The sequence below is a fragment of the Mesorhizobium sp. M1A.F.Ca.IN.020.03.2.1 genome (genome assembly GCF_004023205.1).
In the GTDB taxonomy this organism is placed as follows: Bacteria; Pseudomonadota; Alphaproteobacteria; order Rhizobiales; family Rhizobiaceae; genus Mesorhizobium.
Window position 1 is genome coordinate 23,741 of record NZ_RZSV01000021.1, and the last position, 17,953, is coordinate 41,693.

General features: G+C 64.5%; 14 protein-coding genes and 1 pseudogene (1 of these 15 only partly in view). 3 read left to right on the forward strand and 12 right to left on the reverse strand.

Translation table 11 applies throughout. The annotated features are described in order from the left end of the window. Window positions 1-1,416, forward strand: partial view of a M23 family metallopeptidase gene (locus EOA79_RS06000; protein ID WP_095824175.1) — the 3' portion only. It extends 564 nt beyond the left edge of the window; the window shows 1,416 of its 1,980 coding nt (coding positions 565-1,980); its start codon lies beyond the left edge, outside the window; it ends in the stop codon at window positions 1,414-1,416. On the opposite strand, the gene EOA79_RS06005 is transcribed toward EOA79_RS06000, so the two are convergent. From EOA79_RS06005 to EOA79_RS06055, 11 genes are all read right to left on the reverse strand, one after another. After that, window positions 1,413-2,969 carry an MFS transporter gene (locus EOA79_RS06005; RefSeq protein WP_095823945.1) on the reverse strand — a complete coding sequence of 519 codons (1,557 nt, stop codon included), beginning with the start codon at window positions 2,967-2,969 and terminating at the stop codon, window positions 1,413-1,415. The two genes, EOA79_RS06000 and EOA79_RS06005, sit on opposite strands and share 4 nt — an antisense overlap. Window positions 2,970-3,211: 242 nt before the next feature. Next, window positions 3,212-4,726, reverse strand: a complete 1,515-nt coding sequence (locus EOA79_RS06010; protein ID WP_067319043.1) for a L,D-transpeptidase family protein — start codon at window positions 4,724-4,726, stop codon at window positions 3,212-3,214. Between the two features lie 141 nt (window positions 4,727-4,867). Next, window positions 4,868-5,227, reverse strand: coding sequence for an MmcQ/YjbR family DNA-binding protein (locus tag EOA79_RS06015; RefSeq protein WP_066990072.1), 360 nt, complete (start codon window positions 5,225-5,227; stop codon window positions 4,868-4,870). Window positions 5,228-5,408: 181 nt separating this feature from the next. Further along, the gene (gene clpB / locus EOA79_RS06020) at window positions 5,409-8,015 is read right to left on the reverse strand and encodes an ATP-dependent chaperone ClpB (RefSeq protein ID WP_095823946.1); all 2,607 of its coding nucleotides are present in this window, start codon (window positions 8,013-8,015) and stop codon (window positions 5,409-5,411) included. A gap of 255 nt (window positions 8,016-8,270) precedes the next feature. Continuing rightward, on the reverse strand, window positions 8,271-8,792 hold the full coding sequence (locus EOA79_RS06025; protein WP_245322312.1) for an SRPBCC domain-containing protein: 522 nt from the start codon (window positions 8,790-8,792) through the stop codon (window positions 8,271-8,273). After that, complete coding sequence (locus tag EOA79_RS06030) at window positions 8,770-9,135, reverse strand: metalloregulator ArsR/SmtB family transcription factor (RefSeq protein ID WP_095823948.1); 366 nt, start codon at window positions 9,133-9,135, stop codon at window positions 8,770-8,772. Before EOA79_RS06030 ends, EOA79_RS06025 begins: the two co-directional genes overlap by 23 nt. A 153-nt stretch (window positions 9,136-9,288) precedes the next feature. After that, the gene (locus EOA79_RS06035; protein ID WP_245322313.1) at window positions 9,289-10,254 is read right to left on the reverse strand and encodes a DUF4167 domain-containing protein; all 966 of its coding nucleotides are present in this window, start codon (window positions 10,252-10,254) and stop codon (window positions 9,289-9,291) included. 337 nt (window positions 10,255-10,591) lie between these two features. Then, window positions 10,592-11,461, reverse strand: coding sequence for a peptide chain release factor N(5)-glutamine methyltransferase (gene prmC / locus EOA79_RS06040; RefSeq protein ID WP_095823950.1), 870 nt, complete (start codon window positions 11,459-11,461; stop codon window positions 10,592-10,594). Then, window positions 11,454-12,533, reverse strand: a complete 1,080-nt coding sequence (prfA, locus tag EOA79_RS06045) for a peptide chain release factor 1 (RefSeq protein ID WP_128292936.1) — start codon at window positions 12,531-12,533, stop codon at window positions 11,454-11,456. The genes prmC and prfA overlap by 8 nt, the downstream gene beginning before the upstream one ends. A gap of 139 nt (window positions 12,534-12,672) precedes the next feature. Further along, window positions 12,673-14,943, reverse strand: coding sequence for a phosphoenolpyruvate--protein phosphotransferase (gene ptsP / locus EOA79_RS06050; protein WP_095823951.1), 2,271 nt, complete (start codon window positions 14,941-14,943; stop codon window positions 12,673-12,675). 83 nt (window positions 14,944-15,026) lie between these two features. Then, window positions 15,027-16,280, reverse strand: coding sequence for an aspartate kinase (locus tag EOA79_RS06055; RefSeq protein ID WP_066990093.1), 1,254 nt, complete (start codon window positions 16,278-16,280; stop codon window positions 15,027-15,029). 220 nt (window positions 16,281-16,500) lie between these two features. Between EOA79_RS06055 and EOA79_RS06060 the strand changes: the two genes are divergently transcribed. Continuing rightward, a complete protein-coding gene (locus EOA79_RS06060; protein ID WP_164748191.1) occupies window positions 16,501-16,797 on the forward strand; it encodes an antibiotic biosynthesis monooxygenase in 297 nt (98 codons plus the stop codon). Between the two features lie 125 nt (window positions 16,798-16,922). Beyond that, the gene (ubiG, locus tag EOA79_RS06065) at window positions 16,923-17,672 is read left to right on the forward strand and encodes a bifunctional 2-polyprenyl-6-hydroxyphenol methylase/3-demethylubiquinol 3-O-methyltransferase UbiG (protein ID WP_095824176.1); all 750 of its coding nucleotides are present in this window, start codon (window positions 16,923-16,925) and stop codon (window positions 17,670-17,672) included. Window positions 17,673-17,689: 17 nt separating this feature from the next. Here ubiG and EOA79_RS06070 read toward each other — a convergent pair. Next, window positions 17,690-17,953: pseudogene (locus tag EOA79_RS06070) on the reverse strand (EamA/RhaT family transporter); the annotation flags it as partial.

Here is a 17,953-nt window from a genome sequence, read left to right on the forward strand (position 1 = left end):
CCGATCGAGACGGCATCTTTTGACGAAAAGAGCGACCTCTCCGCCGACGAGGTGGAAAAGGTAGTGCGCGAAGCCGGCAACGGCCTGAGCGACGGCGCCGTCCAGGTTGCGGCGCTTCATTATGTCGACCCGCAGCGCTTCGGCGACGCCTTCGCCGAGAGCATGGCGGGTTCCTACGACGTCAAGATCACGCCGGAGAACGTCTCGGTGGCGCCGCGCGCCACGCCGGACGACCAGACGCCGGCCTTCGCCGAGGAAATCATCCCTTTCACCGAGGACACCGATATCACCGACGCCTTCGCTGATTCGGGCTACACCGGCGATGACGCCACCGGCATGTCGGAAGCGATCGGCAAGCTCTTGAACGCGACGGCGCTCAAGGCCGGCACGGTGCTGCGCGTCGGCCTGGAGGTGCGCGGCGACGTCGCCAAGGTAGTCCGCACCAGCGTTTACGACCGCACCACGCATATCGTGACCATCGCGCTCGACGATCGCGGACAGTTCGTGCCGGCGCAGGAGCCGGAGCCCAATCCCGAATTGCTGACGGCGTTCGATGATTCGCAGCCGGTGGTGGTGCGCGGCAACCTGCCCAACGTCTATGACGGCATCTATCGAGCCGCCTTTTCCTATGGCATGTCGAAATCGATGACCCAGAAGCTGATCAAGCTTCTTGCCTCGGACGTCGACTTCCAGTCGCGGCTTTCGCCGTCGGACCGTCTCGAGGTCCTGTTTTCGCAGCCCGACGGCGACGACCAGACCTCCGACAGTTCTGAGCTTCTCTACGTCTCAGCCACCTTCGGCGGCCAGACGCGCAATTTCTACCGCTTCCAGATGCAGGACGGCGGCACCGACTATTTCGACGAGAACGGGTCGAGCGCCGAGCAATTCCTGCTGCGCAATCCGCTGCCCGCCGGCAAGTTCCGCTCCGGTTTCGGCGCGCGCCGGCACCCGATTCTGGGATATGTGCGCATGCACACCGGCGTCGATTGGGCCGCGCCCATCGGCACGCCTATCATCGCCGCCGGCAACGGTGTTGTCGAAAAGGTCGGCTGGGCCGGCGGCTACGGCAAGCAGATCATCATCCGCCACGCCAATGGCTACGAGACCTCCTACAATCACCAGAGCGCTTTCGCCAAAGGGATCGAGCCGGGCGTGCGCGTGCGTCAGGGCCAGGTCATCGGCTATCTCGGCCAGACCGGCCTCGCCACCGGCCCGCACCTCCACTACGAGCTGATCGTCAACGGCACCAAGGTCGACCCGATGCGCGTCCGCCTGCCGGTCGGCAAGGTGCTGAAGGGCGACGATCTCGTTGCCTTCAAGCGCGAGCGCGAGCGTATCGACGACCTGCTCAAGCAGGAAGACGGAAATTCGCTGAAGGTCGCCAGCGCCAAGACCGATTCGCAGCTTCCCAACTAATCCGGCGAATCGCCCGTCTGCCGTGGCCAGGGCAGCGCCTGTCCGGGCACGGTGAGCCAGGCGAGGATCGACGATAGCAGGCAAAGCAGCGTCGTGACGGCGGCGACCGCGGCAAAGGCCGAATCGCTTGCCGCAATCCTCAACGCGTCGAGATTGGCCGCGAGCCCGGACGCCGGCGGTTCGCCGAAACCGGGCATGCCGGCAGGGCTGCCGGTCGATCGCGCATAGACGAAAGCCGCGAGCGAGCCCATCGCCGCCACCGCGATCAGGCCGCCGATGCGCGAGACGGCATTGTTGATGCCGGATGCCGCGCCCGTGTCCTTGTCCTCGACGGAGGTCATGATCGCCGTCGACAGCGGCGACACGACGAGCGCCATGCCGAGCCCCATCACCGCCATCAGCGGAAAGGTCCCGGTCCAGAAATTGTGGATCCCGGCATGGGCGAGCAGGGCCATGCCGGCAAAGGCGATGGCGACGACCAAGCTGCCGGCGGCGATCGGCAGGCGCGGGCCGATCTTGTCGGACCACTGGCCGACCGGCCCCGACAGCAGCGCGATCAATGCCGACAGCGGCAGGAAGATGAAGCCGACCTCGGCCGAACTCAGGCCCCAGCCCGCGATCAGAACCATGGGCAGGTAGAACAGGTTCGCCGACAGCGCGAAATAGAGGAAGAAGGTCGCGAGATTGGCGCCGGCGAAGGCCCCGATGCGAAACAGGCCGAGATCGATCATCGGCTCGCGCTGCCAGCGCTCATAGAGAATGAAAATGAAAAGCAGGACGACGCCGGCGACGATCGCCGGCCCGGCCATTATCCCGCCGCCCTCGGCGTTCATCGCCGTCAGCCCATAGGCCAGCGCCCCGAAGGCGAGCGTGGCGAGCGCGGCGCCCCCGAGGTCGAGGCTGCGCTTTTCGATCGGCTGGTCCGCCGGTATCTTGGCGAGCAGCAGATAGATCGAAACCAGTCCGAGCGGCAGGTTGACGGCAAAGATCGTGCGCCAGACGCCGTTGCCGAAAGTCGACAGCACGAAGCCGCCGAGCACCGGCCCGAGCGCCGTGGTCAGCGCCGAGGCCGCGGCCCAGATGCCGATCGCCCGGCCACGCTCCTTTTTGGGGTAGGCCTTGGCGATGATGGCGAGGCTGCCCGGCACCATGACGGCGGCGCCGACGCCTTGAATGGCGCGGAACACGATCAGCATTGCCGGATTGGGCGCCAGCGCGCAGGCGAGCGACGCCGCGATGAAGACCGCTATGCCGGTCACGAATGCGCGCCTGAGGCCGAATCGGTCGCCGGCGGCGCCACCGGCCAGAATCAGCGCCGAAAGCGTCAGCGCATAGGCGTTGGAGATCCATTGCGCTTGCGCCAGGCTGGCGCCGAGATCGACGCGCAAGGCCGGCATGGCGATCGCCAGGATCGAACCGTCGATGAAGCCGAGCGCCGAGGCCAGAATTGCCGCGACCAGCACGAACTTGCGCTGCGTCTGCGGGCAAAAGGTGCCGTTCGCGCGCGTCGCGGTCGAAAGCGAATCGGCTGTGGCTTCACTCGAGGAAGGCATGAAAACCTGCTTAGCTCTCCGGCGTATCGGTAACAACGAGCCAGAAGATTGCAGTTCTGAAACCAGTTTGGTCTGACAGCATGGCCAGGAAGGTAGCCATCGTAAATGCAAACGAGCCGTCGCGTGCTAGGTTCCGGCCGGTCATTCCAGAAGGGGAAGAGCCAGCCTATGCTTCATCACCCGCTGCTCAGCGCGGGTTCATCCTGGCGATGCAGCGGATCTATGCAACCGCCCTGCGCGGCTCATTGCTGCGCAAAATCATCGACTGAAGACCCGCCGACGAACTCGACGGTCACGCCCGGCGACACCAGCTTGGCGAGCTCTCGCGCATCCCAGTTGGTCAGGCGCACGCAACCGTGGCTTTCGGTCTTGCCGATCTTGGAAGGATCGGGCGTGCCGTGGATGCCGTAGGTCGGCTTGTCCAGCGCGATCCAGACCGAGCCGACCGGACCGTTCGGCCCCGGCGGGATGGTCAGGATCTTGTCGTTCTGGCCCTGCTTGAAATTGATGCTGGGATTATAGGTGTAATTGGGATCGAGCGCGATGCGCGACACGGTGTGGATGCCGGTGGGCGACGGTGTGTCGGCCGAACCGATGGTGGCCGGATAGGCCGCGACCAGCTTGCCGGCCGCGTCATAAGCGAAAACTTCCTTCTTGTCCTTGTCGGCGACGATGCGGGCAACCGGCGTCGACACAAGCTGGCCGAAATTGGCGACCTTGACGATGGTCCCGGGACGGTTGAAGTCAAGGCCTTTGTTGATCGACTTCAGATAGCCTTCGTCCATGTGGAAGCGCTCGGCGAGCGCCTCGGTGACCGAGGTGTAACCCATGCGGTCGAGCTTGGCCTTCTGGCTGTAATCTTCCGGAATCGAGGCGACATAGGGTCCGGCCACGTCCTCGGGCGTGATCGTGTAGGAGGCGAAGGCGTCGCCCCCCGACTGGGCGAGCGCCGCCTTGATGGCGGCCGAGTCGGTCGATTTCAGATTGCTGCCGGTGATCTGGTTGTAGGCGGCCAGGGCCTTGTCGACATTCGAGCCGAAGCGGCCGTCGATGACTCCCGGCGAGGCGCCGGCGCGGTCGAGCAGCACTTGGAGTTCGGCCACGTCCTGGCGCACGCCGAGCGAAAGCGACGGATCGACGGTCGCCTTGCCGCCCGTGTCCGGCGGCAGCGCGGCCTGGGTCTCCGGATTGACTTGCAGCACGTCCCCCTGCCCAGGGTGCGGTTCGATCGATGCTTCGTTCAGCGGCTCGCGCTTGATGGTGTCCGACCTTGGCGCCTCCGGATAGGTTGTGGCATACCCTTCGTCGCTCGGCGCCGGCGGATAGGCCTCGACGGAATTGCCGCTGTTGGAATCGTAGTCGTCGACCGGCGGCGGGATATACCGGCCGTTCTCGTCCAGCTGCCTGCGGCGGAAGCGGGCCATGTCGTCGGGATCGTCGAGATAATAACGGTCGTCGTCCTCGACGGGCGCACGCCCGAGCTCCTGCATCCGCAGCTGACGGCGCAGCGCCCGGCGATCGAGCCGGGTCTGCGGCGGCTGGATGGCGATCACCTTTCCGGTATCGGCATCGACAAGCACCCGGTTGCCCCTGGCATCGTAGTAGATGTCGATATTGCCGTCCTGGGCGAGCAGGAGCGCGCCGTGCTGAGCGGACCGAACCGTCTTCTGCGCGCCTTCCAGACTCGGCGCTGCGAGCGCGCCGGAAGCCGCCAGCCCGGCCGCGAGTGCCGAAAGGGAAAAGATCGTGCGCAGCATGTGGGTCAGGCTCTCCGGTCGGCTCGGTCTTGCTGGGCGAACCCTTCGCCAGCAAACCAGTTACCAAAACTAAGGTTCCAATATGAACCGGGCATGAAGATGGCGGATTTCCGGCGTTTCACCATGGTCCCCAACCGAATGTCAGTGCAGCCCCAATTCGCTGCGCGCCAGTTTCGTCAGCTTCAGCACGACCAGGCGGTGGCTTTCGCGCAGGTAGTCCTTCAGCGCGGCATCATCCACGCTTTGGCTTGTCTGGCGCTGGATCCATTTCATGCCGCGCGACGCGAGATAGGGCGCGGGCCGACAGCCCGGCTGTTCCTTCAGCACGTCAAAGGCCATGTCGGAGCATTTGAAGGTAACGAAGACCTCGCCTTCCCGGTCATGGCCGCCGATCGCGAACACCTTGCCGCCGACCTTCCAGACGTGAGCCCCGCCCCACTGCACGACATGGGTCGTGGCGGGCAGCGTGGCGCAGAAGCCGTTATAGTCCTCGAGCTTCATTGGAATCGGCCTCCGGGAACCGCAATCAAGCCCGGTTCTGCAGCAGGGCGCTGTGGAAAAGCAAGAGCGCGCCGCCCCTGCCGGATGCGACGCGCTCCTCGTATCCTTGTTTGCGCAATTCGGACGGAAAACCGCCAAGCGCTTTTCCTGGAATGGCTCCGGTCACATGCCCCGGCTCGACTCAGGCGGCGGCTTCAGCCGCCACCACCGTCGGCTTCGAACGGAAGTTCAGGCGATCGGAACCGGCGGTGACCTTGACGGTCGAGCCGTCGAGGATTTCGCCGAGCAGGATCTTCTCCGCCAGTGGATCCTGCAGTTCCTTCTGCATCACCCGCTTCAGCGGCCTGGCGCCATAGGCCGGATCGTAGCCCTTGCCGGCCAGCCACTCGATCGCATCGTGATCGAGCGACAGCGTGATCTTGCGATCGACAAGCAGGTTCTCCAGCCGCTTGAGCTGAATCTCGACGATGCGGTCCATATCCTGGCGGCGCAGCCGGTGGAACAGGATCACCTCGTCGACGCGGTTGAGGAACTCCGGACGGAACGAGGCTCTCACCACGCCCATCACCTCGTCGCGCACGGCATCGACGTCCTGGTCGTCGCGGAGATTGACCAGATATTCGGCGCCGAGATTCGACGTCATGATGATCAGCGTGTTGCGGAAGTCGACCGTGCGGCCCTGACCGTCGGTCAACCGGCCGTCGTCGAGCACCTGGAGCAGCACGTTGAACACGTCCGGATGCGCCTTCTCGATCTCGTCGAACAGCACGACCTGGTAGGGCCGGCGCCGCACCGCTTCGGTGAGCGCGCCGCCCTCCTCATAGCCGACATAGCCGGGAGGCGCGCCGATCAGCCGGGCGACCGAGTGCTTCTCCATGAACTCCGACATGTCGATGCGCACCATGGCGCTCTCGTCGTCAAACAGGAAGGCGGCGAGCGCCTTGGTGAGCTCCGTCTTGCCGACGCCGGTCGGACCCAGGAACATGAACGAGCCGATCGGCCGGTTCGGATCCTGCAGACCCGCACGGGCGCGCCGCACGGCCTTGGAGACCGCCTGCACCGCCTCGCCCTGGCCGACGACGCGCTTGCCGATCTCGTCCTCCATACGCAACAGCTTCTCGCGCTGTCCCTCAAGCATCTTGTCGACCGGAATGCCGGTCCAGCGTGACACGACATGGGCGACGTGGTCAGGCGTGACCACCTCTTCCACCATGCCGGCCTTACCGTCCTGGGCTTCGGCTTCCTTGAGCTTCTTCTCCAGCTCCGGGATCTTGCCGTAGGCAAGCTCGCCGGCGCGCTGGAACTCGCCCTTGCGCTGGGCAATCGCCAGCTCGTTGCGCATCTCGTCGAGCTGCTTCTTCAGGTCGGCGGCAAGGCCGAGCTTGTGCTTTTCGGCCTGCCACTTGGCGGTCAGCTCGGTCGACTGCTCCTCGAGGTCGGCCAGATCCTTCTCCAGCTTGGTCAGCCGGTCCTTAGAGGCGTCATCCTTCTCGACCTTCAGCGCCTCGCGTTCGATCTTGAGCTGCATGATGCGGCGGTCGATCTCATCCAGCGCCTCGGGCTTGGAATCGACCTGCATCCTCAACCGCGATGCGGCTTCGTCCACCAGGTCGATCGCCTTGTCCGGCAGGAAACGGTCAGCGATGTAGCGGTTGGAAAGCGTCGCGGCCGAAACCAGCGCCGAATCGGAGATGCGCACCTTGTGGTGCTGCTCGTATTTCTCCTTCAAGCCGCGCAGGATCGAGACAGTGTCCTCGACCGTCGGCTCGTCGACGAAAACGGGCTGGAAGCGGCGGGCGAGCGCCGCGTCCTTCTCGACATGCTTGCGGTATTCGTCGAGCGTAGTCGCACCGACGCAGTGCAGCTCGCCGCGCGCCAGCGCAGGCTTCAAAAGGTTCGAGGCGTCCATCGCGCCATCGGCCTTGCCGGCACCGACCAGTGTGTGCATCTCGTCGATGAACAGAATGATGCCGCCTGCGGCGGAAGTGACTTCCGACAGCACGGCCTTCAGCCGCTCCTCGAACTCGCCGCGATACTTGGCGCCGGCAATCAGCGCGCCCATGTCGAGCGCCATCAGCCGCTTGTCCTTCAGCGATTCCGGCACGTCGCCATTGACGATGCGCAGCGCCAGGCCTTCGGCGATCGCCGTCTTGCCGACGCCGGGCTCGCCGATCAGCACGGGATTGTTCTTGGTGCGGCGCGACAGCACCTGGATGGTGCGGCGGATCTCGTCGTCGCGGCCGATGACCGGGTCGAGCTTGCCCGCCCGCGCATCCGCGGTCAGGTCGCGGGCGTATTTCTTCAGCGCGTCGTAGCCCTGCTCGGCACTGGCCGAATCGGCGGTGCGGCCCTTGCGGACATCGTTGATAACCTGGTTCAGCGCCTGCGCGGTGACACCGGCCTTGGCCAGGATGTCGGCGGTCTTCGCCGACTTCTCCATGGCGAGCGCCTGCAGCAACCGCTCCACGGTAACGAAGCTGTCGCCGGCCTTCTTGGCCAGTTCCTCTGCGGTCGAAAACACCTTGGCAAGCGGCTGGGCGAGATAGAGCTGGCCGTTGCCGCCTTCGACCTTGGGCATAGCCTCCAACGCCGCCTCGACGCCGAGCTTCACGTCGCGAATGCTGCCGCCGGCGCGCTCGATCAGAGAGGCGGCAAGGCCCTCGTCATCGTCGACGAGCACCTTGAGCATATGTTCGGGAGTGAATTGCTGGTGGTTGCGCGAGAGCGCCATGGTCTGCGCGGACTGGAGGAAACCGCGCACGCGCTCGGAATACTTCTCCGTATTCATGTATGTCTCCTTCCATCACCGGCCCGCTTTGCGGCACCGGATCAGATTGCGGTGACGGGCCCGCTCATTCGAGCCGAGTCCTGTTCAGCCGAGATATGGTGTATTAGCTCAGGTCTCTCAAGACGCCCTGATGCCGGTCAGCGCAGAATATTCCAGGGCCTGGTCGCCCGAAGCGCGCAGCGGTTTTGTGCGAACATTAGGCATTAAAACAAGGGCTTAAGTGCTGCGGCTGCGTGACGCGCGACATTGACGGCTTCATGATCGTCCACCGCTCGCGCCCAGGGTGACGAGAAGCTCGTCCAGTTGCCCGAACGTTTCGCCCATCGCATCCGCCGCACCGGTGCCGGCAGCGTCGAGAGCCTCCTTCGAGGGATAGAGCTCGTGCAGGACCAGCAGCGTCTTGCCACCTTTTTCCTCGAAGGTCACCGTCGTGACGGGTCCACCCTCACCGCCTTCGTCATTGGTCCAGACGAGGCGCGAGTGCGGTGTCACTTCGATGTACCTGCCGAAGAACACGTCAAGGTTTGAGGCATCGTGGCCGAACGCCAAACGGTACCTGCCCCCGATACGGACATCCATCTCGCAGGAACGCAGCACCATTCCCATCGACTTCGGCGCCCACCACTGCTTGAACAGCTCAGGCTTGGTCCACGCCTCGAACACGATGCGCGCCGGAGCGTTGAAGGTTCGCGTGACGACGAGCTCGCGGTCCGACGTCCGTTCCACCGTCGTGCGGTTCTGCATCGGTGTGGCCTCACTCCCTTTGCTTGCGTCCATCGACCTTCTCCTTTCGTTTCAGTTCCTCGACCACCTTCTCCAACCCGTCGAAGCGTGCGTCCCAGAGCTGGCGGTACCTCTCGATCCATGCCGCCTCTTGCTCCATCCCGCGCAGGCCGAGCTTGCAGGTCCGCACACGCCCGACCTTTTCCGTGCTGACGAGCCCCGCTTGCTCCAAGACATCGACGTGCTTCTTCATGCCCGTGAGGGTCATGTGGAACTTCTCGGCCAGTTCCGTGATCGAAGCGTCCGCACGGCCGAGCTGCTCCAGCACGCCGCGTCGGGTCGCATCCGAGAGCGCGGCGAACGAAGCATCGAGGCGGGTCTTGATATACTGAACCATATGGTTCAGTATTAGTGCACAAATTACCGCCATGCAAGGAAACGAAAGCGCGTCGCGCTGAAACGGATTCAGGCGACGTGCTTTAGGCACGCACAACGAAAAACGGCGGAGAAACCTCTCCGCCGTTCGAATTGCCTGGAAATAGACCTGCGGTCAGCTATCTGCGTCGGCGACTGCCGGCTCGCCGGCGCCGCCTGCCGGCTCACCGGCGCCGTTCTCGCTCGGCGCTGCATTTGCCTCTTTGGCGGCAGTCGCGCTGCCGCTGTCCGCGACGTTGCCGCCATCGGCGGCGCTGTCCGCCCGGCCGGCATTGCTTTCATCGGCATTGCCCTGCTCGGCGCTATGGCCCTGCTCGGCATTGCCGCGACCGCGACGTGGACGTCTCTGCCGACGCCCACCGCCATTGTCCGTGCCGGCTTCGTTGCGCTCGGCCTGGGCAGCAAGGCCCGCAGGCGAGAAGCTGTCGAGCAGCGGAGCCTGGTCGGCCACAACGCCGTCTTCGGCGGAGCCCTCCGGCATGGCCTGCGCCTCATTGCGGCGGCTCTGATCGAACTGCTGACCGCCATGTTCGCCGCGCTCTCGCTGACCATTGTCGCCGCGCTGACCGTTCTGACCGTACTGGCCATAGCCGCCATTGCGGCGGTCGCGGTGCCTGTCACGACCATTATTGTCGCGCCGGTTGTTGTCGCGGCCGTTTTCCTGGTTGTAGGCGAGTTCCGCCGGCGTGCCTTCGATCACCGGCTGCGGCCCGGAACCGTTCGCGGCGGCCTGCGACTCGCCGGCATTTGCGTTGCCGACCGTGTCGAACTCGTCGCGATCCTCATCGACGTCGTCATCGAAGTCGTCGCGGTTCTGGTGGGCGTTCTGGATGGGCATCTGCGCCTGCGCGGCCGCGATGATGCGATTGTAGTGCTCGGCGTGCTGAAGATAGTTCTCCGCCATCACCCGGTCGCCGGAGCTTTGCGCGTCACGGGCGAGTGCAGCATATTTTTCGGCGATCTGCTGAGCCGATCCGCGGATCTTCACGTCCGGACCGTTGCTCTCATAGTTGCGCGTCAGGGGATTGGGCCCCTTGCGATTGTTGTTGCCACCGCCGCCATTGTTGTTGCGACCGCGCATGCGCCTGTTCTGCTGTTGTGGCCTCATTCGACTCTCTTCATGTGAATTTTCTAAAACTCGTCGCGAACGGTGGCACTCATGCAGCCGACCGTTTCGTTTTTTCACCGGCGTTCGCCCGCATCGATTGCGTTGGCGCCACGTGCCATCCTGTTCCGGTTACATCACTTGCCGGACGATTCCCGCACGAAGCATGGGCGTCGTTTGCGCAAGGAGGCAGCTATTTCCAAGGAAAACCGAATCGCTAAGAGCACTGCCTGCTTCGTCTCATCCGGTTAAGCCGGAACCTAGCTGCATTCCCTAATATTGCCAAGCGTTTTTTCGCACTGCATCAGGGCTTTCAACGCTCAAACACCAGAACCCTGTCGTTTCCGCCAAGATCGCGTCGCGCCTCCGACAGCCTGTAGCCGGCTGCCGCGAAGATTGCGGTCACCTCGCTTTGCTGCGTATGGCCGATCTCGACCGCTACCTTGCCCTGCGCTTCCAGAAATCCTTCCGCCTCTCCGGCGATGATCCTATAGGGGATCAGCCCGTCCACACCGCCATCGAGGGCCTGGCGTGGATCGAAATCGCGGACCTCGTCCTGCAGATTTCCAATGTCTCGACTGGGTATATAGGGTGGATTCGCGGCAATTAAATGGTATCGGCCCGAAACTTTTTCGAACCAGTTGGAATGCAGGGCCTTGAAGCGCCCGCCGAGCCCCAGATCCGCGGCGTTTCGCGTAGCAGTCGCCAGCGCGCCGGGTGAAATATCGACGCCGGTCGCGGTCGCCGCCGGAATCGCGCTGAGCAGCGCCAGCGCGATTGCGCCGGTTCCGGTGCCGAGATCGAGGATACGGCACTGGCCAAGCCTTTCGGCCGTCGACTTGGCGAAGGGCAGGATCGCGTCGACCAGCGTCTCGGTATCGGGGCGCGGCTCCAGCGTGTCCGGCGACAGCGACAGCCGCAGCCCATAGAACTCGCGATAGCCGAGAATGCGATGCACCGGCTCACCTGCGACGCGACGCCTCAGGGCCGCCTCGATTGCCGCAAGAGCCGCAGAATCCACCGTTCGGCCCGGCTCCGCGATAGCCTGGGTGCGCGTGGTTTCGGAAAAATGCTCGACGATCAGCCTGGAATCGAGCGCCGGATCGGCAATGCCGGCGGGAGCGAGCCGCTCCCTCGCCGCGTGCAGCAGCGGTCGAAGTGCCGAGGGCAAAGGATCAGCCATCAATACCCATGTCGGCGAGCAGCTTCGACTGATGGTCGGCGATCAGCGCGTCGATCACCTCGTCGAGCTCGCCCATCATCACCCGGTCGAGCTTGTAAAGGGTGAGGTTGATGCGGTGGTCGGTGACGCGTCCCTGCGGGAAATTATAGGTGCGGATGCGCTCCGAGCGATCGCCCGAGCCGACCTGCGATTTTCGCGACGACGAGCGCTCCTCGTCCGCGCGGCTGCGTTCCAGGTCATAGAGCCGCGCCCGTAAAATCTGCATGGCCCGCGCCCGGTTCTGGTGCTGCGACTTTTCCGCCTGCACCACCATGATGCCCGTCGGCAGATGCGTGATGCGCACCGCCGAATCGGTGGTGTTGACGTGCTGCCCGCCGGAGCCGGACGCGCGCATCGTGTCGATGCGGATGTCCTCTGCCCGGATATCGATATCGACCTCCTCGGCCTCGGGCAGTACGGCGACCGTCGCCGCCGAGGTATGGATCCGCCCGCCGGCCTCGGTTTCCGGCACGCGCTGGACGCGATGCACGCCGGATTCGAATTTCAGCTGCGCGAACACGCCCTTGCCCGACACCGAGGCGATGATTTCCTTGTAGCCGCCGACTTCGCCTTCGCTCGCCGAAACGACCTCGAAACGCCAGCCGCGCGAGGCGGCGTAGCGCTCATACATGCGAAACAGATCGCCGGCGAACAGGGCCGCCTCGTCGCCGCCGGTGCCGGCGCGGATTTCGAGGATGGCGTTCCTGTCGTCGGCGGCATCCTTGGGGAGGAGCAGAATCTGGATATCCTTCTGCAGCACCTCGATGCGCTCCTTAACCTGCGGCAGGTCGGCCTCGGCCAGCGCCCGCATCTCGGCATCGATGTTCTTGTCGGCGAGCATCGCCTCGAGGTCGGCCTGTTCCTGCTCGGCGGCGCGCAGCGCCCGGATCTTGCCCACCATCTCCTGGATATCGGCATATTCGGAAGCCATTTTGACATAGGCATCGGCCGACGGCCCTGCCGACATCTGCGCTTCGAGCATGTCGAAACGCTTGACGACTTGGTCCATGCGGTCGCGGGGCAGGTTGATCATGGGCTTGGGACTTCGGTGGACTTCACGTCAGGACGAGTCGAAACTGGCGAGTTTCGAGAACCGGAGCGGAATGTACATTTAGGTACATGAGCACCTGAAGCGCTGAAAATCGACATTTGCAGACCGCCCTCACGTGAATCTAGAGCGGAATGGAGCGGTCGTCGGCAAAGGCTTGCAGCAGCGCCCGCATCGGCGTTCCTTGGGCGGGGGCCATCAGATTGTCGCTGAAGAAGGCTTCCAGCTCCTGCAGCGGCAATTCGGTCAGCATCGCCTTGACCGGGCCGATCGAGGCCGGCGACATCGAGATCGAGCGGAAGCCGACGCCGATCAGCGCCATCGCCGAGATCGGCTTGCCCGCCAACTCGCCGCACAGCGTCACCGGCGTATGGTTGCGCGCGCCGGCGTCGGCGATCTGCTTCAGCACGCGCAGGAACGGTGCCGACAGCGTGTCGAAACGGTCGGCAAGCTGCGTGTTGCCGCGGTCCACTGCCATGACGAACTGGAAGAGGTCATTGGAACCGACCGAGACGAAGTCGACCGCCTTCATCAACTCGTCGAGCTGGAACAGCAGCGACGGCACCTCCAGCATCGCGCCGAGCTTGAGGCTCGTCGGCAAGTGATGCGCAAAACGCGACAGGTGCCGGACTTCGCGGTCGATGATCTCGCGCGCCTGCGCGATTTCCGACAGTTCCGTCACCATTGGCAGCATCAGCTTCAGCTCACGCCCGCCGCAAGCCTTGAGCAGCGCGCGGATCTGTGTCCTGAGGAGGCCGGGGCGGTCGAGGGTGAGCCGGATCGCCCGCCAGCCGAGTGCCGGGTTTTCCTCTTGCACCGCGCCCTTGAAATAGGGCAGCACCTTGTCGCCGCCGATGTCGATGGTACGGAAGGTGACCGGCTTGCCGCGCGCCGCCTCGAGCACATCGCGATAGAGCCGCTCCTGCGCCTCGGCGCGCGGAAAGGTCGAGGCCACCATGAACTGCAATTCGGTGCGGAACAGGCCGATGCCGGCCGCTCCCGATTCTGAAAGCTGCGGCAGGTCGACCGCAAGGCCGGCATTCATCAGGAGATCGACCGGGACGCCGTCCTTGGTCAGCGACGGCTTCTTGCGCAGCTCGCGATAGATTTCCTGCCGCCGAGCTCGGAAGCGGACCTTTTCGGCATAGGCGGCCTCGAGGTCGGACTGCGGCCGCAGGTGAATGGTGCCTTCCTCGCCGTCGACGATGATGGCATCGCCGTTTTCCGCCATGGAGACGGCGCCCTTGACCTGGCCTGCGACCGGAATGCCCATCGCGCGCGCGACAATGACGACATGGCTGGTGGCCGCGCCGTCCTCCAGCACCAGGCCGCGCAGCTTGTCCCTGGGATAGTCGAGCAGTTCGGCCGCACCCATCGAGCGGGCGACGATGATGGCATCCTTTGGCAGCGAGGCCGCGACATCCTCCGGACCGCGCCCCATCAGCTGGCGCAAGAGCCGGTTAGCGAGATCGTCGAAATCGCTCATGCGCTCGCGCAGATAGGGGTCCGTCATGTGCAGCATGCGTGCGCGCATGTCGCTCTGCACCTTCTCGACGGCCGCTTCCGCAGTCAGGCCGTTGCGGATCGCCTCTTCCAGCCGGCGTACCCAGCCGCGGTCGTTGGCGAACATGCGATACGCCTCGAGCACCTCTCGATGCTCACCCTCGAAAGCGACGTCCCGGCGCTCGAGCATGTCGTCGATCGACAGCCTCAGCGAGCCGAGCGAACGGTCCAGGCGACGCACCTCCTCCTCGCTGTCCTCGTTGAATAGGTTGGTGACGACGATGCGCGGCTCGTGCAGCACGACATGGCCAAGCCCGACGCCTTCGTTGAAGGCAAGACCGGTGAAGCTTGCCGGACGGCGCAGGTCAAGTTCGAGGCCCGGCCGGGTGAGACGGGCAAGATCGCCGGTGGCGACCATCTCGGCGATCACCATCGCCGTCGTTTCCAGCGCCTCGACCTCGTCGTCGCGATAGTGGCGCATGGTCTTGTTCTGCACCACCAGGACGCCCAGTGTGCGCCCTGCCCGCAGCACCGGCACGCCGAGGAAGGAATTGTAGATCTCTTCGCCCGTCTCCGGCAGGTAGGCGAAGGCCGGATGCTCCTGCGCGTTGGAGAGATTGAGCGGCCGCGCGCTGGCGGCGATGGTGCCGACCAGGCCTTGCCCGAGCCTCAACTGCGCCAAATGGACGGCGGTGGGGTTCAGACCTTCGGTGGCGTAGAGCTCCAGCACCGAATCGGCGCGCAGCACATAGAGCGAGCACACCTCGGCGACCATGTTGGAGGCGATGTCGCGCACGATACGGTCGAGCCGCTCCTGCGGCTCCAGCGGCTCCTGCATGAGCTCGCGGAGCCGTCTCAGCAGAACGCGCGGGCCACCGGCCATGTCACGCATCGCGGCTTCTTCTCCAATGGGCACGTTGCCCGCCGTAGCTTCCGCCACGGCCGGCGCTCACGCAATAACGGACTCAGTTCTTGCTATTGCTTATCGAGCCCGTAGACGGAATGCAAAGTACGAACTGCAAGTTCCGTATAGGGACCGTCGATCAGTATCGAGATTTTGATCTCGGAGGTGGTGATCGCCCGGATATTGATCGCTTTATCGGCCAGCGCCTTGAAGGCGGTGGCCGCGACGCCGGCATGGCTTCGCATGCCGATACCGATGACCGAGACCTTCGACATGCCGGCTTCCGACTGCACGACGTCGTAGCCGACATCGGCCTTCAGCCGCTCGAGCACTGCCAGCGCCTTGTCGATGTCGCCCGACGGTACCGTGAAGGTCATGTCGGTGAATTTGCCGTCCTCGGAAATGTTCTGGACGATCATATCGACATTGATGTTGGCCTCGGCCAGCGGGCCGAAGATGCCGGCGGCGACGCCTGGGCGGTCGCCGACGCGGCGCAGCGAGATCTGCGCTTCGTCCTTGGCATAGGCAATTCCGGTGACGACCTGCTGTTCCACGATCTCTTCCTCGTCGCAAATAAGCGTTCCGGGCGGATTGAGCAAATCCCCCATTCCGGGCGCGTCGGGATCGTCGAAGGACGACCGCACAAAGGTACGCACCCTGTGCACCATGGCAAGCTCCACCGACCGCACCTGCAGCACCTTGGCGCCGAGCGAGGCCATTTCGAGCATTTCCTCGAACGAAATCTTGGCCAACCGCCGGGCTTTCGGCTCGATGCGCGGATCAGTCGTGTAGACGCCGTCGACATCGGTGTAGATGTCGCAACGGTCGGCCTTGACCGCGGCCGCGATCGCCACGGCGCTGGTGTCGGAGCCGCCGCGGCCGAGGGTCGAGATGCGGTTGTCCGGGCCGATGCCCTGGAAACCGGCGATGACCGCCACCTGGCTCTCGCCGAAGCGCTTGATCAGGAACGCGCCGTCGATGTCGAGGATGCGCGCCGCGCCATGGGCGTTGTCGGTCTTGATCGGGATCTGCCAGCCCTGCCAGGAACGGGCATGGACACCCATGTTCTGCAGAGTTATCGCCAACAGGCCGGCCGTGACCTGCTCACCGGAGGCGACAACGGCGTCATATTCGCGCGCGTCGTGCATGGGCGAGGCCTCGCGCGTCCAGCCGACCAGCTCGTTGGTCTTGCCGGCCATGGCCGAAACCACCACGGCGACCTCATGGCCGGCATCGACTTCGCGTTTGACATGGCGCGCCACATTGCGGATGCGGGCGATGTCGGCGACAGAAGTTCCGCCGAATTTCATCACGATGCGCGCCATGGAAGCGAGATGCCTTTGACTGAAGCCGGCTTGGGGCCGGAAAACGGAAAATGCGCCCGGACCAGCCGAGCCGCGGAAATGCGCGGCCTCCTTAGCTAAAACAGCAAGGCTTCGCAAGCGAGGGCACGGGAGAAGCGGCCTTGGCCCGATTTTTGAGGTCTCCTGACGGATTCCTGCCGCGCAATGCGATAAGCTTAGAGGAAATCGCATGGAGGATTGCATGACCGAGACGCTGGAGATCGTGACCTTCCGCCTCAAGCCGGATGCTGCGGCTGGTTTTGTTACCCAAAATGGCGTCGTCACCGACTGGCTGGCGCACCAGCCCGGTTTTCTCAGCCGCCATCTCGGCGAGCGCGACGACGGAAGCTGGGTCGACGTCGTGCGCTGGCAAAGCCTCGAGCAGGCTCAGTCCGCGGCTCAGCGCATCATGGCCGAGATCGGCGATTGCCAAGCGATGCAGGCGATCGAGCCGGCCAGCGTTACCATGAGCCATGCCGCGATTGCGCTGTCGCGTTAGGCTCGACCGTCCTCGTCTCGCTGCGGCTGGTTGGCGGCAGTGGAAAACCCCGCCTTGACTTTCGCTGCCGGGGACCCGACTTCCTAGCGTTCCCCGACTTGCTGGCGTTCGAGGAGACCCGCCCCATGCCTGAGCCCCGCCGATCGACCATAGATGCCGGAGAAGTCGAGCGCTTCTCCGCCCTTGCCGCCGAATGGTGGAACCCGAACGGCAAGTTCCGGCCGCTGCACAAGTTCAACCCTGTGCGCCTTGCCTATATCCGCGACCAGGTGGCGGCGCGCTTCGGCCGCGATCCGCGCGCGGCCAGGCCATTCGAGGGTCTGCGCTTCCTCGACATCGGCTGCGGCGGCGGGCTTTTATGCGAACCGATGGCACGGCTTGGCGCGGAAGTGGTCGGTGCCGACGCCTCGGCCACCAACATCGAGGTCGCTAAGCTGCACGCGGCCGAAGCCGGCGTAAATGTCGACTATCGCGCCACCACGGCCGAGGCGCTGGCCGACGCCGGCGAGACATTCGACGTCATCCTCAACATGGAGGTGGTCGAGCATGTCGCCGATGTCGATCTCTTCGTCGCCAAATGCAGTGAGATGGTGCGGCCCGGCGGCATCATGTTCGTCGCCACCATCAACCGCACGCTGAAGGCGCTTGGCCTTGCCATCATCGGCGCCGAGTATGTGCTGCGCTGGCTGCCGCGCGGCACGCATCAGTTCGGCAAGCTAGTGCGGCCGGAGGAGTTGGCAAAGGCGCTTGGCGCGGCGGGGCTGACCATCGTCGACCGGACCGGCGTGATCTATCATCCCTTGGCCGACCGCTGGCAGAAATCCAGGGACATGGACGTCAACTACATGGTGCTGGCCGAAAAAGCCTCGGTCTAAGCGGCCAACTGAAGCGTTTACGCCGCCTGGCTTTGCAGCTTCGGGCTTGGCTGGCTCTGCGCCTTGGTGGTGATGAGCACGCCGGCGGTGATGATGGCCGCGCACAGCCAGGTCAGAAGCTGATAATGCTCGCCGAGGAAGATCGTGCCGGCAAAGAGCCCGACCGCCGCCGCCACATAGCCGATCTGGCTGAGATAGACCGGCCCGCCGATCGCCTGCAGCCGGAAGAAGAAGGCAAACATCGCCGATGCCGATGCTACCTGTGCGGCCACCACCAGCGG